Annotated in this window: 19 protein-coding genes and 1 pseudogene; 12 read left to right on the top strand and 8 right to left on the bottom strand. The window is 71.8% G+C overall.

The features are described 5' to 3' along the window. Positions 1 to 4: 4 nt before the first annotated feature. Both KSF81_RS14935 and KSF81_RS14930 read right to left on the bottom strand, forming a co-directional pair. Positions 5 to 793, bottom strand: a complete 789-nt coding sequence (locus KSF81_RS14935) for an NUDIX hydrolase (RefSeq protein ID WP_217379675.1) — start codon at positions 791 to 793, stop codon at positions 5 to 7. A 13-nt stretch (positions 794 to 806) separates the two neighbouring features. Further along, a complete protein-coding gene (locus KSF81_RS14930; protein WP_217379674.1) occupies positions 807 to 1,802 on the bottom strand; it encodes a tripartite tricarboxylate transporter substrate binding protein in 996 nt (331 codons plus the stop codon). A 157-nt stretch (positions 1,803 to 1,959) separates the two neighbouring features. Between KSF81_RS14930 and KSF81_RS14925 the strand changes: the two genes are divergently transcribed. Together KSF81_RS14925 and KSF81_RS14920 are read left to right on the top strand one after the other, a co-directional pair. Further along, positions 1,960 to 2,679 (top strand): DUF1028 domain-containing protein, encoded by a 720-nt coding sequence (locus KSF81_RS14925; protein WP_217379673.1) that lies wholly within the window; start codon positions 1,960 to 1,962, stop codon positions 2,677 to 2,679. A 42-nt stretch (positions 2,680 to 2,721) separates the two neighbouring features. After that, positions 2,722 to 3,799, top strand: a pseudogene (locus KSF81_RS14920) (tartrate dehydrogenase). 40 nt (positions 3,800 to 3,839) lie between these two features. Here the strand turns inward: KSF81_RS14920 and KSF81_RS14915 are convergent. Then, positions 3,840 to 4,823, bottom strand: a complete 984-nt coding sequence (locus tag KSF81_RS14915; protein ID WP_217379672.1) for a tripartite tricarboxylate transporter substrate-binding protein — start codon at positions 4,821 to 4,823, stop codon at positions 3,840 to 3,842. Positions 4,824 to 4,970: 147 nt separating this feature from the next. Between KSF81_RS14915 and KSF81_RS14910 the strand changes: the two genes are divergently transcribed. Genes KSF81_RS14910 through KSF81_RS32165 form a run of 3 tightly spaced genes read left to right on the top strand, consistent with a single transcriptional unit; the run spans position 4,971 to position 6,681 of the window. Continuing rightward, positions 4,971 to 5,663, top strand: a complete 693-nt coding sequence (locus KSF81_RS14910) for a cyclase family protein (protein ID WP_217379671.1) — start codon at positions 4,971 to 4,973, stop codon at positions 5,661 to 5,663. 38 nt (positions 5,664 to 5,701) lie between these two features. Then, a complete protein-coding gene (locus KSF81_RS32170) occupies positions 5,702 to 6,247 on the top strand; it encodes a tripartite tricarboxylate transporter substrate-binding protein (protein ID WP_217379670.1) in 546 nt (181 codons plus the stop codon). Next, on the top strand, positions 6,217 to 6,681 hold the full coding sequence (locus KSF81_RS32165) for a tripartite tricarboxylate transporter substrate-binding protein (RefSeq protein WP_217379669.1): 465 nt from the start codon (positions 6,217 to 6,219) through the stop codon (positions 6,679 to 6,681). The genes KSF81_RS32170 and KSF81_RS32165 overlap by 31 nt, the downstream gene beginning before the upstream one ends. 72 nt (positions 6,682 to 6,753) lie before the next feature. Here the strand turns inward: KSF81_RS32165 and KSF81_RS14895 are convergent, their stop codons facing one another. Together KSF81_RS14895 and KSF81_RS14890 are read right to left on the bottom strand one after the other, a co-directional pair. Beyond that, complete coding sequence (locus tag KSF81_RS14895) at positions 6,754 to 7,719, bottom strand: tripartite tricarboxylate transporter substrate binding protein (protein ID WP_217379668.1); 966 nt, start codon at positions 7,717 to 7,719, stop codon at positions 6,754 to 6,756. After that, the gene (locus KSF81_RS14890) at positions 7,716 to 8,615 is read right to left on the bottom strand and encodes an NAD(P)-dependent oxidoreductase (protein WP_217379667.1); all 900 of its coding nucleotides are present in this window, start codon (positions 8,613 to 8,615) and stop codon (positions 7,716 to 7,718) included. The genes KSF81_RS14895 and KSF81_RS14890 overlap by 4 nt, the downstream gene beginning before the upstream one ends. 223 nt (positions 8,616 to 8,838) lie before the next feature. On the opposite strand from KSF81_RS14890, the gene KSF81_RS14885 reads away from it, so the two are divergent. Genes KSF81_RS14885 through KSF81_RS14865 form a run of 5 tightly spaced genes read left to right on the top strand, consistent with a single transcriptional unit; the run spans position 8,839 to position 12,140 of the window. Then, complete coding sequence (locus KSF81_RS14885; RefSeq protein ID WP_217379666.1) at positions 8,839 to 9,345, top strand: NAD(P)/FAD-dependent oxidoreductase; 507 nt, start codon at positions 8,839 to 8,841, stop codon at positions 9,343 to 9,345. Then, positions 9,227 to 10,078 carry an FAD-dependent monooxygenase gene (locus tag KSF81_RS14880; RefSeq protein ID WP_309139722.1) on the top strand — a complete coding sequence of 284 codons (852 nt, stop codon included), beginning with the start codon at positions 9,227 to 9,229 and terminating at the stop codon, positions 10,076 to 10,078. The genes KSF81_RS14885 and KSF81_RS14880 overlap by 119 nt, the downstream gene beginning before the upstream one ends. Beyond that, positions 10,078 to 11,046, top strand: a complete 969-nt coding sequence (locus KSF81_RS14875) for a tripartite tricarboxylate transporter substrate binding protein (protein WP_217379664.1) — start codon at positions 10,078 to 10,080, stop codon at positions 11,044 to 11,046. Before KSF81_RS14880 ends, KSF81_RS14875 begins: the two co-directional genes overlap by 1 nt. Positions 11,047 to 11,064: 18 nt before the next feature. After that, positions 11,065 to 11,748, top strand: a complete 684-nt coding sequence (locus tag KSF81_RS14870; protein WP_254453538.1) for a DUF2848 domain-containing protein — start codon at positions 11,065 to 11,067, stop codon at positions 11,746 to 11,748. Positions 11,749 to 11,753: 5 nt separating this feature from the next. After that, on the top strand, positions 11,754 to 12,140 hold the full coding sequence (locus tag KSF81_RS14865; RefSeq protein ID WP_217379662.1) for a hypothetical protein: 387 nt from the start codon (positions 11,754 to 11,756) through the stop codon (positions 12,138 to 12,140). A 6-nt stretch (positions 12,141 to 12,146) separates the two neighbouring features. On the opposite strand, the gene KSF81_RS14860 is transcribed toward KSF81_RS14865, so the two are convergent. Beyond that, positions 12,147 to 12,944: an enoyl-CoA hydratase/isomerase family protein gene (locus KSF81_RS14860; RefSeq protein WP_217379661.1), complete on the bottom strand. Its 798-nt coding sequence runs from the start codon at positions 12,942 to 12,944 to the stop codon at positions 12,147 to 12,149. 149 nt (positions 12,945 to 13,093) lie between these two features. Further along, positions 13,094 to 14,269, bottom strand: coding sequence for a 4-hydroxybenzoate 3-monooxygenase (pobA, locus tag KSF81_RS14855; RefSeq protein ID WP_217379660.1), 1,176 nt, complete (start codon positions 14,267 to 14,269; stop codon positions 13,094 to 13,096). Positions 14,270 to 14,394: 125 nt separating this feature from the next. Here pobA and KSF81_RS14850 point away from each other — a divergent pair, with 125 nt between their 5' ends. Next, entirely contained in the window at positions 14,395 to 15,090 is a 696-nt protein-coding gene (locus tag KSF81_RS14850; protein ID WP_217379659.1) for a glutathione S-transferase family protein, read from the top strand. A gap of 20 nt (positions 15,091 to 15,110) precedes the next feature. Then, positions 15,111 to 15,803: a DsbA family oxidoreductase gene (locus tag KSF81_RS14845; protein ID WP_217379658.1), complete on the top strand. Its 693-nt coding sequence runs from the start codon at positions 15,111 to 15,113 to the stop codon at positions 15,801 to 15,803. 4 nt (positions 15,804 to 15,807) lie between these two features. Here KSF81_RS14845 and KSF81_RS14840 read toward each other — a convergent pair whose 3' ends face one another. After that, entirely contained in the window at positions 15,808 to 16,548 is a 741-nt protein-coding gene (locus tag KSF81_RS14840; RefSeq protein ID WP_217379657.1) for an SDR family NAD(P)-dependent oxidoreductase, read from the bottom strand. Positions 16,549 to 16,573: the final 25 nt, after the last annotated feature.

Below are 16,573 nucleotides of genomic sequence, written 5' to 3'. Positions count from 1 at the left end.
GCGGCTACATCGCCGGCGCGTCCAGCACCTCGAAGGTATCGCCGCCGTAATCGGCCGCGAGGGGGATTCGTAGGCGCCAGCCGGCCTCGGTGCGGATCATCTCGGGCTGCACCATCACCACCCGCACCGCGGCGGCGGCTTCCATCGCCTCGGCCACGGAGGCGAAGCGCGCCAGCTTCTCCAGGTTCTTCCGGGTCGCGAAGACCAGCTTGCGGAGCCCAGCATCGGTTTCCGCCACCGCCTGGGCCGGGCGAATCCAGACACTGTCCACGGATTCGCCGCCGTCATGCACCGCAAGCTGGTCGGGCGGCGCGGCGGCCAGGAAGAATTGCGTGTCGAAACGCTTGGGCCGGCTGGCGGGCGTCACCCAATGGGCGAAATGCACCAGCGCATCCGCGGCCGGGACCAGCGCCTCGGTGGCCAGCAGATGGTCCCAGGCGAGTTCGCCGCGGTTCAGCGCCGCCCGGTGCGCCGCCTCGATCACCGCCAGCCTGCCGCCATCCAGCAGCGGCTCGGCGCCAACCGGCCGCGCCAGCAGCACGCCGCATTCCTCGAAGGTTTCGCGGATGGCGGCGATGCGGAAATCGCCGAGCGGCGCGCCAGAGGCGGTGGCGGCGGCGATGGCGCGGTCGCCCTCCTCCACCCGGCCGCCGGGGAAGACCAGCGCGCCGGAGGCGAACTCGATCGCCCGGTGGCGCACCACCATAAAGACCTCAAGCCCCGCCTCGCCATCGCGCAGCAGCAGCACGGTGGCGGCAGGCCGGGCGGGGGGCGGTGGCTTCACATCGCTCATCGGGCAGCTTCCTCTATTCGGTACGAAGGCCGGCGGCGCGGATCACCGGCACCCAGCGCTCGGCCTCGGCGCGGATGAAGGCGCCGAATTCCTCCGGCGTGCCGCCGACCACATCGCCGGCCTGGACCTGTTCCACCGCGCGCCTGACCTCGGGCTGGCGCAGCACGGCATTGAACACCCGGTTGGTGGCCGCCACGATCTCCGCCGGCAGCCCGGCCGGGGCGACGATGCCGTGCCAGACCTGCGCCTCGAAGCCCGGCAGGGTGGCGGCCATGACCGGCACCCCGGGCAGCGCCGCCACCGGCGCCTTGCCCGCCACCGCCAGTGCCCGCAGCTTGCCCTCGCGGACGAAGGGCAGCGAGGTGGAGACCGTGATGAAGGAACAGGTCGTGTCGTTCGCCACCAGGCTGCGCACCACCTCGGCGCCGCTGCGATAGGGCACCGGGGTCATCCGCACGCCCGCCTCGCGCAGCATGAGCTCCTGCGCCAGGTGCCCGACATAGCCGATGCCGGGATGCGCATAGGGCATCTCCGGCTGCTCCTTCGCCATGCGCAGCAGCCCGGCCACGTCCTGCGCCGGGCTGGCGGCGGGCACCACCAGCACCAGGGGCAGGTTGACCAGGTGGCAGATCGGCTGGAAGGCGCGCAGCGGGTCGTAGGACAGGCCGCGCATCAGCTCCTGCGCGATGGCATTGGCGCCGAGATCGGCCATCATCAGGGTGCCGCCATCCGGCCTTGCCTGCGCCACCGCGGCGCCGGCAATGGTGCCGCCGGCGCCGGCCCGGTTCTCCACCACCAGGGTCTGGCCGCCCGTCTGGCCCGGGAAGGCATTGGCGACGGTGCGCGAGAGGGTATCCACCGCGCCGCCGGCCCCGAAGGGCACCACCAGCCGCACCGGCCGGTCCGGCCAGGACTGCGCCCGGGCGGTGCGCGCCAGGCCGAGCGCAGCGGCGAGGCCGAGCGCGCCGGCGCTGCGGCGGCCGAATGCGGGTCCTGAATCCTGCGGCATGGTGGCCTCCCTGTTCCTGGCGCTCCGACGCAACCTGCCGCCGCCCGCGCCCCGGCGCAACGGCCTCCCCACGGCCGGGGCGCAACCGCCCTGCTGCCGGGAGCGTGACGCCCCGGCCATCCGGTCTATGCTGCCGCCCCTGCCCTGGGGAGGCCGCATGACCTGGTCCATCACCGCCCATGATCCCGCGACGGGCGCCTTCGCCGTCGCCGTCACCACCTGCGCCTTCGCGGTGGGCGCAAGCTGCCCCTACCTGCGCGCCGGGGTCGGCGCCGTTTCCACCCAGTCCATGACCAACCGCTATCTTGGCCCCGCCATCCTGGATGCCATGGCGCGCGGCCTGGCCCCCGCCGCGGCGATCGAGGGGGCGCTGGCCGGGGATGAGGGGCGCGGCATCCGCCAGGTGCATGCGGTGGACCGGCAGGGCCGCAGCGCCGCCTGGACCGGCGCCAATTGCGTGGAATGGTGCGGCGAGAGGCCGGGCGAGGGCTTTTCCGTCGCCGGCAACATGCTCGCCGGCCCGGCGGTGCTGGCGGAGACCACCGCCACCTGGCTGGCGCGGGCCGACCTGCCCCTGCCGGAACGGCTGCTGGCGGCGCTGGATGCCGGGGAGGCCGCCGGGGGCGACCGGCGCGGCCGCCAATCCGCCGCGCTGATGCTGACCACCACCGAGGACTTCCCGGACATCAACCTCCGCGTGGACGACCATGCGGCGCCTCTGGCCGAATTGCGCCGCCTGCTCGGGATCTGGCGGCGGGAGCGGGAGCCGGGGCTGCAGAACCAGCCCCGCAGGGCCGACCCCTCCGGCATGGTGGATCTCGATGCCATCGAGGCGGGCTGGCGGGCGCGGGGGCTGGATCTGCGCTTCCGGCGTTAGCCCCGCATTGCTAAAGCCCGGCTGGCATTGCGGGAGGACACCATGCGCAGATTGAAGATCGCCGCGATCGGCGGGGACGGGATCGGGCCGGAGGTCGTCGCCGCCGGCTGCCGGGTGCTGGAGGCCGCCGCCGCGGCGGATGGCGGCTTCGCCTGCGACTTCCAGGATTTCGACTGGGGCAGCGACCTCTATCGCCGCACCGGCCGCATGATGCCGGAGGACGGGCTGCGGCAGCTTGAGGGCTTCGACGCCATCTATTTCGGCGCGGTCGGCGACCCTGAAATCCCCGACCATGTCACGCTCTGGGGAATTGCGTCTGGCGATCTGCCAGGGCTTCGACCAATACGCCAATGTCCGCCCGACCCGGCTGCTGCCCGGCGTCACCGGCCCGCTGCGGGAGGAGCTTGGGCGGGGCATCGACTGGGTGATCGTGCGGGAGAATTCCGAGGGCGAATACGCGGGCGTCGGCGGCCGCGCGCATCGCGGCCTGCCGATCGAGGTGGCGATGGATGTCGCGGTCTTCACCCGCGCCGGTGTGGAGCGCATCTGCCGCCATGCCTGCGAGGTGGCGATGGCGCGGCCGCGCAGGCTGCTCACCGTCGTCACCAAGTCCAATGCGCAGCGCCATGGCATGGTGATGTGGGACGAGGTCTGCGCCAGTGTCACCGCGCAATACCCGGACCTCACCGTGGACAAGATGCTGGTCGATGCCATGACCGCGCGCATGGTGATGAAGCCGGAGAGCATCGACACGGTCGTCGCCACCAACCTGCATGCCGATATCCTGTCGGATCTCGCCAGCGCGCTGGCCGGCAGCCTCGGCATCGGCGCGACAGGCAATATCGACCCCTCGCGCCAGCGGCCCTCGATGTTCGAGCCGATCCATGGCAGCGCCTTCGACATCACCGGCAAGGGGATCGCCAACCCGCTCGGCTGCTTCTGGACCGGCGCCATGCTGCTGGAGCACCTGGGCGAGGCGCGCGCGGCGCAGCGGCTGATGGCGGCGGTGGAGGCGGTGACAGCCCGCGGCCAGGTGCTGACGCCCGACCTCGGCGGCAGCGCCACCACGGCGCAGGTGAAGGATGCGGTGATCGCGGCGCTGTCCGGCGCCAACGCCTGAGCGTGCAGGGAGGGCGCTGGCCGGCGCCCTCCCCGCAGCGTCAGTCGGCGTATTGCCCCGCCGCCTGGATCAGCGGCCGCCAGCGCGCGACCTCCTGCGCCAGGAAGCGGCGGTGGTAGTCCGGCGTCACCTTCTCCGGCGCCGGGATATCCGTCACCAGCTCGGCATAGCGGGTGCGCAGCTTTTCGTCCTTCATTGCCGCCTGGATGGCGCGCGAGAGGCGGGCGGTGATCTCGTCCGGCAGGCCCTTCGGCCCATACAGCGCGTGCCAGACGCTGATTTCGAAATCCGGCAGGCCGCCTTCCGCCGCGGTCGGCACATCCTCGATCCCGGGCACTCGCCTTGCCGCCGTTACCGCGAAGCCCTTCATGCGATGGTCGCGCAGGAAGGGGACGGTATTGGTCGCCTGGTCGCAGGAGAGGTCGAGCCGCCCGGCCATGAGCTCGGTATTGGCCGGCGCCGCGCCACGGAACACCACGCCGGTCATCGCCGTGCCGGCCTTCGCCTGCAGCAGCATGCCACAGAGCTGGTTGGAACTGCCGAGCCCGGCATGGCCAAGGTTGAGCGCATCGCCGCGCCGGCGGATCTCGGCCAGCAATTCCTGCATGGTATTGGCGGGGAAGTCGGGTCGGCCGACGATGGTCATCGCCACCTCGCTCACCAAGCCGAGCGGCGTGAAGCTCTCCTGCACGTCATAGGGCAGCCGGCGATAGAGCGTCGCCGCCGCGGCATGGCCGATATGGTGGATCAGCAGCGTGGTGCCGTCCGGCCGCGCCTGGGCGACCCGGGCCGCGGCGATGGTGCCGCCGCCGCCTGTCACGTTCTCGACAACCACGCTCTGGCCGAGGTCCTTGGCCATGGCCTCGGCGATCAGCCGGGCAATGAGGTCGGTCGGGCCACCGGCGGCGAAGGGCACGATGATGCTGATCGGGCGGGCCGGCACCCAGCCATCGGTCCCCTGCCCCAGGGCAGCGGGCGCCAGCAGCAGGGCGGGTGCAGCGGTCAGCAGGCGGCGGCGGCGCATTGGGCTTCTCCCGGGGTGGCTGGGCCTTCGCATAATCGGCAGGCCCGGCGGCAGCAAGTCCGGCGCGAGGCCCGGCCGCGGCTGTTCCGCCGCCGCCGCTGCGGCCTATCATCGCCGCGCCAAGCCCGCCGGACGGAGAACGCCGCCATGCCCGGATCCGTTGATCTCTCGCGCGAGATCTTCCACCGCACCCAGACCCATCCCAGCCACCCGCCCGTCGTGACGACGGTCTGGAACGACCATGCGGAGAAGAAGCAGGCCGGCAATACAACCTTCACCAGCAAGGTGCTGTTCCTTTCGATGAGCGACCATGCCGGCACGCATGTGGATGCGCCCGTGCATTTCGACCCGCGCCCCGGCGCCGCCTCCATCGACCAGGTACCGCTGGCGGATTTCTATACGTCTGCCATCTGCCTCGACCTGTCGCATGTGCCCCTGAAGCACGCCATCACCGTGCGCGAGATGGAGGCGGCGCTGGCGGAATCCGGCCAGGAGATCCGGCCACGCGATACCGTGCTGCTCTGGATGGCGGTGAATGAGCGGCTGCTCGGCAAGCCCGGCTACCTGCACGACTTCCCCGGCCTGGCGCTGGAGAGCGTGCGTTGGCTGGCGGATCGCGGCATCGGCATGTTCGGCGTGGAGGCGATCAGCCCGGCACCGGAGGGCGAGCCGAATTTCCAGGCGCATATGGCCTGCGCCGAGCGCGGCATCACGCATATGGAATGCCTGGCCAACCTGCACAGCCTGGTCGGCCGTGGCCGCTTCACCTTCATCGGCTTCCCGCTGAAAATCCGCGGCGGCACCGCGAGCCCGATCCGCGCCGTGGCGATGTTCGGGTGAGCCGGCTGGCACGCGGGCGGCAGCAAGGAGACCGCGCCATGAAACGCAGCACCGCCCTGCCCCGCCGCCTGCTGCTGGGTGGCCTTGCCCTGCCCTCCCTCGACGCGCGGGCGCAGGCCGTCTGGCCCGAGCGGCCGATCCGCTGGGTCGTGAATTTCCCGCCCGGCGGCGCGGCGGACACGCTCTCCCGCACGCTGGGCGAGCAGATCGGCACCAGGCTCGGCCAACCCATCGTCATCGAGAACCGGCCGGGCGCCGGCGGGCTGGTGGGCAGCGACCTGCTCGCCAAGGCGCACGGCGACGCCCATATGGTGATGATCTCGAGCGCCGCCTCGCATGGCATCGGCCCGGTGCTCTACCCGAACATGCCCTATGACGCGCTGGCGGATTTCACCCATATCGCGCTGATCGGCACCTTCGCCAGCGTTCTCGCGGTCAATCCCGGCGTGCCGGCGCAGACCCTGGCGGAGTTCATCGCCTTCGCCCGCGGGCGGCCCGGCGGGCTGTCCTACGGTTCGGGCGGCAATGGCACGATGAACCATCTGGTCGGGCAATGCTGGCCCGTGCCGCGGGCATCGAACTGACCCATGTGCCCTATCGCGGCTCGGCGCCGGCCCTGGCGGATGCGATGGGCGGGCAGATCCCGGCCATCATGGAAAGCCTGCCGATCGCCCTGCCGCATATCCGCGCCGGCCGGCTGCGCGCCCTCGCCACCAGCGAGGCGGCGCGGGATGCCGCGACGCCCGAGGTGCCGAACTTCGCCGAAGCCGGCTTCGCCGCCGCGCAATCCACCAACTGGTTCGGCTTCTCCGCCGCTGCCGGCATCCCGGCGCCGATCGCCGAGCGCTGGCGGCTGGAGATCACCATGGCGCTCACGGCGCCACGGCTGCGCGAGCGCTTCGCCGCCATCGGCGTGGTGCCCGGGACGCTCGGCCCCGCGGACTATACCGCGATGATCCGCGGCGAGCTGGAACGCTGGCGCGTGGTCATCGCCAGCGCCGGTATCAAGCCGGATTGAGGCCCGGGCGGCTTGTATCTTGCGGACCGATTCAGACCTCCGGGCCATGCGGCCCTGCGGTCATCGGGCCGCTCAGCCCGGCTCCAGCCCCGCCTCCTTCGCCCGCGCCGTCAGCGTCTCGATCTGCTCCTGCAGGAAGCTGCGGAAATAGGCCGGCTCACTGCCGCGCGGCGCATAGCCGAGCCGGGCCAGGCGCTCGCCCAGTTCCGGCAGTTGCAGCACCTTGTTGAGCGCCGCATTGGCCCGCGCGATCACCGGCGCCGGCGTGCCGGCGGGCGCCGCCATGCCGAACCAGAAGGAGAAGCCATAGCCCGGCAGCACCGCGCTGACCGGCGGGATCTCGGGCGCCAGCGAGAAGGCTTCGGGCAGGGTGACGCCAAGCGCCCGCACCTTGCCTTCCCTGATCTGCGGCATGCCCGCGGCGAAATCGGTGAAGGTGCTGTCGATGCGCCCGGCGATCACATCGGTCAGCGCCTCCGGCCCGCCGCGATAGGGCACCGCCTCCATCTCCACCCCCGCCATGCGCGCCAGGGTAGCGGAGGCGATATGGGCGCTGGAATTGCCGTGGCTGTAGGTCAGCTCCCCCGGCCGCCGCTTCGCCAGCTCGATCAGCCCGCGCAGGTCGCGCGCCGGATGGTTCGCCGGCACGACCAGGATATAGGCGGTCTCCGAGACGAAGCCGATCGGTGCGAAATCACGCAGCGGGTCATAGGGCAGGCGGCGGATCAGGTAGGTGTTCAGCGCGCCATTGGTGACGCTGAGCACGCACCAGGTCAGGCCATCCGCCGGCGCCCGCGCCGCGGATTCGGTGCCGACCACGCCATTGCCGCCGGGGCGGTTGTCCACGATCACCGGCTGGCCGAGTTCGCGCGAGAGCGGCTCGGACAGGTGGCGCATCAGCGTGTCCGTCACGCTGCCGGCCGGAAAGGCCACCACCAGGCGGATCGGCCGGTCGGGCCAGTTCGCCTGGGCACGCGCGCCCAGGGCGGGGAGCAGGAGCGGCGCGGCAAGGGCCACGCGGCGGGTGAGGCTGGTCATCGGCTCGTCCCTTCCCGGCCACCGAGGAAGCGGTGGATCTCGGTATTGTCGGCCTTGGGTCCAAGCGCCGCGACCGCCTCGTTCCACAAGGCGCGGCAGAGTGCCAGCGCCTGCGCGTCGAAGCCCGTTTCCTCGGCGATGGCCCCGGCGGTTTCCAGGTCCTTCCGCATCAGCCCGAGCTGGAAGCCGCCCTGGTAGCGGCCGGGCAGGATCTCCTGCTTCACCTTGGTCTCGGTGGCGATGTTGCGGCCGGAGGAGGCGTTCAGCACATCCGCCAGGATGCCGAGGTCGAGCTCCAGCCGCTCCGCCATGCGCAGCGCCTCCGCCGTCGCCAGCAGGCCGGCGGCATAGACGTAGTTGTTGAGCGCCTTCATGGCATGGGCGCTGCCGGTGGCGCCGGTGCGGATCAGCGTCTCGCCCATGTCGCGCAGCACCGGCTCGGCCTTGGCATAGGCCGCGTCATTGCCGCCGACCATGATGGCCAGCGTCCCTGCCTTGGCCTTCACCACGCTGCCGGAGACCGGCGCATCCACCAGCGCCGCGCCGCGCCCGGCCGCCGCGGCCGCCAGGCGCCGCGTCTCGGCGGGCAGGGAGGAGCCCATGTCGATGACCAGTTGCCCCGGCCGCAGCACCGCGAGCAGGCCGCCGGGCCCCTCCATCACCTGCGCCACGGCGCGGCTGTCCGGCAGCATGGTGACGATGATGTCGCAGGCTTCCGCCACCTCGGCAGGGGTGCCCACGAAGCGCAGGCTGCCAGGCGCCGCGCCCTCGGCCAGCGCCTCCCGCGCCGTGGCGGAGGGGTCGCAGGCGGCCAGGGAGCGGCCCCGCCGCAGGAGGCAGCGCGCCATTGGCAGCCCCATCATGCCGAGGCCGATGAACCCCACCATTTCCGCCATCGCACTTCCCTCCCGTTGCCGGGGGATGTTTCGCCGCCTCCGCGGGCGATGGCAAGCCGGGCCGGGTTGCCGGCGCCGCGGCCCGGTCGTTAAGCTGCCCGGCCATCCCGCCCCGGGTAGTCGCTGTGCCGCGCCAGGCCAGCCGGGATGGCGTGATCCGCCACCGGCACAGTCCGAAGGATGGCCGCATGCCACGCGAGAGCGCCCCTTTCACAGCAGACCCATGCCGGGGGCAGGCCCGGCGGCCGGCCGCGCGCCCCTGCCCGCCGCGGTGCCGTTGATGCAGCCGGTCCTGGTGGCGGGGGCCGGGCCGGTCGGGCTGGTCGCCGCGGCGGCGCTGGTGCGGCGCGGCATTCCGGTGACGGTGCTGGAGGCGGAACCGGCGCTGCCCATCGAGCTGCGCGCCTCCACCTTCCATGCGCCGACGCTCGACATGCTGGATGCGCTCGGCGCCGCGCGGCCGATGATCGCCCAGGGGCTGGTCGCGCCCAGGCTGCAATACCGCAACCGCGACCATAGTCTGATCGCCGAGTTCGATTTCGGCCGGATCGCCGACCTCACGCGCCATCCCTTCCGGGTGCAGGTGGAACAATTCCAAGCTGACCCGCATCCTGGCCGACCTGCTGGAAGGCGAGCCCGGCTTCACCCTGCGCTACGGCGCCCGTGTGGAGGGCTGCACCGATCTCGGCGAGGGCGTCCGCGTGGCGCTGGAGAATGGCGAGCAGCTTGAGGGCAGTTGGCTGATCGGCGCCGATGGCGCGCGCAGCGCGGTGCGGCGCGCGACGGGCATCGAGTTCGAGGGCTTCACCTGGCCGGAGCGCTTTCTGGTGCTCTCCACCCCCTTCGAATTCGCCGATGCGATCCCTGGCCTCGCCGATGTCACCTATTATGCCGATCCGGAGGAATGGTTCTTCCTGCTGCGCGTCCCCGGTCTCTGGCGCGCCATGTTCCCGGTGGCGGCGGAGGTCAGCGAGGCTGAGATCGCCTCCGATGCCTTCGCCGCGGCGCGTATGGCGCGCATCATCGAGGGGCGCGGCGGCTATGAAATTCGCCACCGCACGCTCTACCGCGTGCATCAGCGCGTGGCGCAAAGCTTCCGCCAGGGCCGCGTGCTGCTGGCCGGCGATGCGGCGCATATCAACAACCCGCTCGGCGGCATGGGGCTGAATGGCGGCGTGCATGACGCGGTGAACCTGGCCGGCAAGCTCGCCCAGGTGATCCAGGATGGTGCGCCCGATTCGCTGCTCGACCACTACGACCGGCAGCGCCGCGGCGTGACGGTGGAGCATGTGCAGCGCCAGACCATCGCCAACAAGCAGAACCTGGAAGCCAAGGAGCCCGAGGCGCAGCGGGCCTTCCGCGACCGCATGCGCGAGGCCGCCGCCGACCCGGTGAAGGCGCATGCATACCTCACGGGCATTTCCATGATCGCCAGCCTGCGCCGCGCCGAGGAGATCGCCTGATGCCCCTCACCCGCCGCCTGGCGCTGGGCGCCACCGCCCTGCTTGCCGCCCCCGCGCTCCGGGCGCAGGAGGCCTGGCCCAGCCGCCCGGTCCGCCTGATCGTCCCCTATCCGCCCGGCGGCGCCAGCGACTTCCTGGGCCGCGTGGTGGGGGAGCGCATGGGGCGCTCGCTCGGCCAGCCGGTGGTGGTGGAGAACCGCTCCGGCGCCGGCGGCAATCTCGGCACCGAGGCCGGCGCGCGGGCGGCACCCGATGGATATACCCTGACGCTTGCCGCGGTCGGCACGCTCGCGGTGAACCGCTTCCTGTTCCGCAGCCTGCCCTATGATCCCGACCAGGACTTCGCGCCCATCAGCCTGCTGGCGCTGGTGCCGAACCTGATGGTGGTGCCGCCCGGTCTGCCGGTCTCGACCGTGCCGGAATTCCTGGCCTGGGCGAAGCCGCGCGGCACGGCGGTGAATTTCGGCTCGATCGGCAATGGCACCTCGCAGCACCTGGCCGGCGTGCAGTTCAACATGCTGACGGGCACGCAGATGCAGCATGTTCCCTATCGCGACCCGGCCCAGGTCAATACCGACCTGATGGAGGGGCGGGTGCATGTGCTGTTCCAGTCCATCTCCGCCGTCGCGGAATTGGCGCGCAGCGGCAGGATGAAGGCGCTCGCCGTCACCGGCGAGGAGCGGGTGCCGGTCTTCGCCGCGCTGCCGACGCTGCGCGAGGCGGGGGTGGATGTCACCACCGTCGGCTGGTTCGGCCTGCTGGCGCCGAGCGGCACGCCAGGCCCCATCCTGGCGCGGCTGGAGCAGGAGGCAATGGAGGCCATCGTCGACCCTGCCGTCAGTGCCCGCATCGTCGAGACGGGCAGCATCCCCCGCGCCCGTGGCGGCGCGGAGTTCGCCCGTTTCATCGCCGCGGAGACCACGCGCATGCAGGCCATCATTCGCGCCTCCGGCGCCAGGGCCGATTAGGGGGGGCCGCAGATGCACATGCTGAGCTTCGAATTCCGCAGCCGGGCCGGCGCCGAGCGCCGCAGCGTGCCGGTGCGCGACCTCGTCATCGCCGGCTGGACCGGGCGCGACAGCCACAAGGTGCAGGAGCATATCGAGGAGCTGGCAGCGCTCGGCGTCGCGCCGCCGGCCTCGGTGCCCTGCTTCTACCGCGCCGGTGCCGCGCTGCTGACCACCGCGCCCGAGATCGACTGCCTCGGCGCCGGGAGCAGCGGCGAGGCGGAGTTCTTCCTGCTGCTGCGCGAGGACGGCTGGTGGGTCGGCGCCGGTTCCGACCATACCGACCGCAAGGTGGAAGCCTATTCCATCACCGTCTCCAAGCAGATGTGCCCGAAGCCGGTGGCCCCCGTGCTCTGGCGCTTCGAGGAAGTGGCGGACCACTGGGACCAGCTCGAGATCCTGAGCGAGGTGGATGACGGCGCCGGCTTCACCGCCTATCAGCGCGGCAGCGTCGCCGCCATGCGCGACCCGCGCGACCTGCTGCGCGCCTATGAGGCGGCCGGCCACCGCATCGGTCCGGATACGCTGATGTTCGGCGGCACCTTGCCGGTGATCGGCGGCATCCGCCCGCGCGCCGCCTTCCGCCTCTCGCTGCACGACCCGGTGCGCGGCGAGACCATCCGCCACGCCTATACTGCCCGCTTCCTGCCGGACCAGGGGTAGCAGCCATGCCGATCGAGAAGGAACACCTGGAATCCCACGCCCCCGACCTCGACAGCGGCTGGCACAATCCCGGCGGCTATCCCGAGGGGATCGAGCAGAAGGTCCTGGCCGGCTTCCTCGACGAGGCCGGCCGGCGCGGTCACCGCACCCGGCTGCTGCGCTTCGCCCCCGGCCGCTTCACCACCACCCCCTTCGTGCATGACTACTGGGAGGAGGTGTGGCTGGTCTCCGGCGACCTGATCGTCGGCAACGACGCCTCGGGCCGGGGCGGCGAGCGCTTCACCGGCCGGGCCTATGCCTGCCGCCCGCCCGGCGTCCCGCATGGCCCTTTCCGCAGCGAGACGGGCTGCCTGCTGCTGGAGACGCACTACTACGACGAGACGAAGGGGTAGAGCCCCCTACCCCGCCACCCAGCGCGGCTTCCGCCGGGCCTGGAAGGCAGCGATCCCCTCCGCCGCTTCCTCGCTCGTGGCGGTACGGGCGAAGGCGGCGGCGCCGGCTTCCGCATAGCCTTCGGGCGAGATCGGGCCGAGCGCCGCCAACAGGAGCTTGGTCTCCGCCAGCGCACCCGGCGCGCCTTCCAGCACATGCGCCACCGTGGTCGCCACCAGCGCTGCCAGCGCCGCGGCATCCAGCACCAGTTCATGCACTAGGCCGATGCGGGCGGCCTCCCCGGCCTCGATCACCCGCGCCTCCAGCACCAGCCGCGTGGCGGCGGCGCGGCCCATACGGCGGGCGAGCCAAGGCAGGATCTGCGCCGGCACCAGGCCGCGCCGCACCTCGGGCGCCGCGAAACGTGCATCCGCCGTGGCGAAGGCGATATCGGCGCTGCACAGGAAGCCGAGGCCGCCGGCATGGGCGCTGCCCTCGATCGCCGCGATCACTACCTGCGGCAGCCCGGCGATATCGGCGAAGCGCGCGCCGGTGCGGTGGTTGCGCGCCTGCTGGCGGGCCAGCCTCTCCTCCGGCGTCGCATCGGAGGCGACCTCGGTTAGGTCGAGCCCGGCGCAGAAATGCCCGCCGGCGCCGGAGATCACCAGCACCCGGGCGGTGCGGTCCTGGCGCAGATCGACCAGCAGCGCGTCCCAGGCCTGGCCCATAGCGGTGCTGAGCGCGTTGCGGCGCTCCGGCCGGTTCATCACGGCGCGGACCACGGGCCCCTCGCGCGTGACCAGCAGCGGCGTGTCGTCGGCCATGGCGGTCCCTTCCCTTTGCGGCACGCAGGATGTGGCGGCTGTCGCGGCAAGTCCAACGCCGTGCCGGCTGGAAACGCGAGCGTTTCCAGCCGGCACGGTAAAGTTGGCCGCACCTGTAAAGGCTGGACCACAGTCTGGAAGACTGTGGTCTAGTCCAGCGGCAGACCGACATAGTTCTCGGCCAGGCTCATCGCCCCGGCGCGGGAGTGGCAGACATAGTCCAACTCCGCCAGGCGCAACCGGTGCTCGAAGGGATCGGCATCGTCGAAGCGGTGCAGCAGGGAGGTCATCCACCAGGAGAAGCGCTGCGCCTTCCAGATGCGCGCGAGCGCCGTGGCGGACCAGGCATCAAGCAGCGCCATGTTCCGGCCACGCTGGAAAGCCTCGATCGCCCGCGCCAGCACCCGCACATCCGCCACCGCCAGGTTCATTCCCTTGGCGCCGGTGGGCGGCACGATATGCGCGGCGTCCCCGGCCAGGAACAGCCGGCCGTGCCGCATCGGCTCCACCACGAAGCTCCGCATGGCGGTGACGCCGCGTTGCAGGATCGTGCCTTCGCGGAGCTGGCTGGCGGCGCCGTGCAGCGCCAGCCGCGCATGCAGCTCCGCCCAGATCCGGTCATCGGACCAGGCATGGGCATCCTCATCCGGCGCGCATTGCAGATAGAGGCGGGAGAGGCTGGGCGAGCGCATGGTGGCCAGGGCGAAGCCGCGCTCGTGCCGGGCATAGATCAGCTCATGCGAGGGCGGCGGCGCGGCGGCGAGGATGCCGAGCCAGGCGAAGGGATAGACCCGCTCGAACACGGTCAGCAGGCCGGTCGGGATGGCGGCGCGGCAGATGCCGTGGAACCCGTCGCAGCCGGCGATGAGGTCGCAGTCCAGCGCCTGGTCCCGGCCTTCATGGCGGAAGGTAATGCGCGGGCGGGTGGTGTCGAGGTCGTGCACCGCCGTATCCGCGACCTCGAACAGGATCGGCTGCCCCTGGGCGAGGCGGGCGGCGATGAGATCCTTCACCACCTCCTGCTGGCCATAGATCGTCACCCGCTTGCCGGTGAGGCCATGCAGGTCGATCCGGTGGCCGGTGCCGTCGAAGCGCAGCTCCAGCCCGTCATGCCGCAGCCCCTCCCGGTGCAGGCGGTCGCCGAGGCCGGCTTCGGTGAGGATATCGACCGTGCCCTGCTCCAGCAGCCCGGCCCGGATACGCTCCTCGACATGCTGGCGGGAGCGCGCCTCCAGCACCACGGTGTCGATGCCGGCCAGGTGCAGAAGATGCGCCAGCAGCAGCCCGGCCGGCCCAGCGCCCACGATGCCCACCTCTGTCCGCATGGCCCGCACTCCACTCCCCTGCGCCGCTCTTCACTGCGCAGCGCCCGGCGCCGGCGGCAAGGCTTTCCCGCCCTGGTCAGCCGCGAACGGGCGGGCGAGACTGGCGCCGGGAGGGACCAGCCCGCATGAGCCGCATTCTCTACGACCTGGCCGGCGCCGACCCGGAGCGCCGCTTCAGCCCCTTTTGCTGGCGCAGCCGCCTGGCGCTGGCCCATAAGGGGCTGGCGGTGGAGACCATCCCCTGGCACTTCACCGAGAAGGAGAAGATCGCCCTCTCCGGCCAGGGGCTGGTGCCGGTGCTAGTGGATGACGGCAGGGTGGTCCATGATTCCTGGGCCATCGCCTGCTGGCTGGAGGAGGAATACCCGAACCGCCCCTTGCTCTTCGGCGGCGCCGGCGGGCGCGCCATGGCACGCTTCCTGAACAGTTGGGCGGATGGCGTGCTGCATCCCGGCGTGGCACGGCTGGTGGTGGCGGATATCGCCTCCCTCCTCGCCCCCGCCGACCAGGCCTATTTCCGCGAAAGCCGCGAGCGCCGTTTCGGCATGACGCTGGAACAGGTGGTGGCGGAGCGCGAGCGCAGCGTGGAGGGCTTCCGCCGGGACCTGCTGCCGCTTCGCCTGACGCTCCGGGCGCAGCCATGGCTAGGTGGCGAGGCGCCGAATTACGCCGACTACATCGTCTTCGGCGCCTTCCAATGGGCCCGTGTCTGCAGCCCCTTCCCGCTGCTGGCCGCCGATGACCCGGTGGCCGAGTGGCGCAGCCGGATGCTGGACCTGTTCGGCGGGCTTGCGCGCGCCACCCCGGGGCACGACCTCTAGGCAAAGCGAGGAGTCACACCATGGATGATGGAGTTTCCACAGGCGCAGGGTCCCGCCTCGACATCGTCTCCGACGCCATCTGCCCGTGGTGCTGGATCGGCAAGCGCAACCTGGACGCCGCGCTGGCGCAACTCGCCGAGGAGGGCGAGCACTTCACGGTGCATTGGCGCCCCTTCCAGCTCAACCCCGACATGCCGCGCGAAGGCGTGGAGCGCAGCGCCTACCGCGCCGAGAAATTCGGCAGCCTGGAACGCTCGCGCGAGCTGGACGCGCAGGTGGCCGAGGCCGGCGCCGCCGCCGGGCTGGAATTCCGCCATGACCGGATGCTGCGGACACCGAATACCCTGGATGCGCACCGGCTGATCCGCCTGGCCGGCGAGGCTGGCCCCGCCCGGCAGGGCGCGGTGGTGGAGGCGCTGTTCCGCGCCTATTTCCAGGAGGGGCAGGATATCGGCAGCCGGGCGGTGCTGGCCGAGGTCGCCGCCGGGGCCGGGATGGAGGCCGCGGCAGTCGTGGCACACCTCGCCAGCGATGCCGGCGAGGCGGAGGTCCGGCAGGAGGATCTCGGCTTCCGCCGCGCCGGGATTTCCGGCGTGCCGAGCTTCGCGCTGGAGGGGCATGTGCTGTTCTCCGGCGCCATGCCGCCGGAGCGCATGGCGCTGGCCTTCCGCCGGGCGCTCGGCATCCTGCGGGAGCGTGCGGCGGCAGACTGACCCGCTAATAGGTCGCGCGGCCGCCCGAAACGTCGAAGACGCCGCCGGTCGAGAAGCTGCACTCCTCGGTGGCCAGCCAGCAGACCAGGGCGGCGATCTCCTCCACCGCGGCGAAGCGCCCGGCGGGGATCTTGCTGAGCATGTAGGCGATCTGCTGCTCGGTCATCTGCTTGAAGATGTCGGTCGCCGCCGCCGCCGGGGTCACGCAATTCACCCGCACCGCGGTGGCCGCCAGTTCCTTGCCGAGGGATTTGGTGAAGCCGATCACCCCCGCCTTGGCCGCGGAATAGGCGGCGGCATTCGGGTTGCCCTCCTTGCCCGCGATGGAGGCGATATTGACGATGCGGCCGTAATTGCGCGCCCGCATCCCCGGCACCACGGCGCGGCAGCAGAGGAACACGCCGGTGAGATCCACCTCGATCACCCGACGCCAGGCCTCGACGGGATAGTCCTCCACCAGGCCATTCGGCCCGGTGATGCCGGCATTGGCGACCAGGATATCCACCGGCCCGAGCGCCGCTTCCGTGCCCGCCAGCGCCGCGCCGATGGCGGCGCTGTCCGCGACATCCACCCCCGCCGCGAAACCGCCCAGCCGTTCCGCGACCTGGCGCGCCTCCCCGAGGTCGGTGTCCCAGATCGAGACCCTGGCGCCGCTGGCGGCGCAACGCTCGGCGATGGCGAGGCCGATGCCGCGCGCCCCGCCCGTGACCACCGCCACGCGCCCCTGCATGTCGAGCCGGTTCATGCCCTCACCTCCCCTTGCGATCCGC

Origin of the sequence: Siccirubricoccus sp. G192 (assembly GCF_019084075.1) — a bacterium.
Classification (GTDB): domain Bacteria; phylum Pseudomonadota; class Alphaproteobacteria; order Acetobacterales; family Acetobacteraceae; genus G192.
Note: the sequence above shows the minus strand (reverse complement) of the source record. Positions and strands in the feature narration are given on the sequence as shown.

Coding starts and splice junctions, on each gene's coding strand:
- KSF81_RS14935 (WP_217379675.1), bottom strand. CDS start 793: ATGAGCGATGTGAAGCCACCGCCCCCCGCCCGGCCTGCCGCCACCGTG.
- KSF81_RS14930 (WP_217379674.1), bottom strand. CDS start 1,802: ATGCCGCAGGATTCAGGACCCGCATTCGGCCGCCGCAGCGCCGGCGCG.
- KSF81_RS14925 (WP_217379673.1), top strand. CDS start 1,960: ATGACCTGGTCCATCACCGCCCATGATCCCGCGACGGGCGCCTTCGCC.
- KSF81_RS14915 (WP_217379672.1), bottom strand. CDS start 4,823: ATGCGCCGCCGCCGCCTGCTGACCGCTGCACCCGCCCTGCTGCTGGCG.
- KSF81_RS14910 (WP_217379671.1), top strand. CDS start 4,971: ATGCCCGGATCCGTTGATCTCTCGCGCGAGATCTTCCACCGCACCCAG.
- KSF81_RS32170 (WP_217379670.1), top strand. CDS start 5,702: ATGAAACGCAGCACCGCCCTGCCCCGCCGCCTGCTGCTGGGTGGCCTT.
- KSF81_RS32165 (WP_217379669.1), top strand. CDS start 6,217: ATGCTGGCCCGTGCCGCGGGCATCGAACTGACCCATGTGCCCTATCGC.
- KSF81_RS14895 (WP_217379668.1), bottom strand. CDS start 7,719: ATGACCAGCCTCACCCGCCGCGTGGCCCTTGCCGCGCCGCTCCTGCTC.
- KSF81_RS14890 (WP_217379667.1), bottom strand. CDS start 8,615: ATGGCGGAAATGGTGGGGTTCATCGGCCTCGGCATGATGGGGCTGCCA.
- KSF81_RS14885 (WP_217379666.1), top strand. CDS start 8,839: ATGCCGGGGGCAGGCCCGGCGGCCGGCCGCGCGCCCCTGCCCGCCGCG.
- KSF81_RS14875 (WP_217379664.1), top strand. CDS start 10,078: ATGCCCCTCACCCGCCGCCTGGCGCTGGGCGCCACCGCCCTGCTTGCC.
- KSF81_RS14870 (WP_254453538.1), top strand. CDS start 11,065: ATGCTGAGCTTCGAATTCCGCAGCCGGGCCGGCGCCGAGCGCCGCAGC.
- KSF81_RS14865 (WP_217379662.1), top strand. CDS start 11,754: ATGCCGATCGAGAAGGAACACCTGGAATCCCACGCCCCCGACCTCGAC.
- KSF81_RS14860 (WP_217379661.1), bottom strand. CDS start 12,944: ATGGCCGACGACACGCCGCTGCTGGTCACGCGCGAGGGGCCCGTGGTC.
- pobA (WP_217379660.1), bottom strand. CDS start 14,269: ATGCGGACAGAGGTGGGCATCGTGGGCGCTGGGCCGGCCGGGCTGCTG.
- KSF81_RS14850 (WP_217379659.1), top strand. CDS start 14,395: ATGAGCCGCATTCTCTACGACCTGGCCGGCGCCGACCCGGAGCGCCGC.
- KSF81_RS14845 (WP_217379658.1), top strand. CDS start 15,111: ATGGATGATGGAGTTTCCACAGGCGCAGGGTCCCGCCTCGACATCGTC.
- KSF81_RS14840 (WP_217379657.1), bottom strand. CDS start 16,548: ATGAACCGGCTCGACATGCAGGGGCGCGTGGCGGTGGTCACGGGCGGG.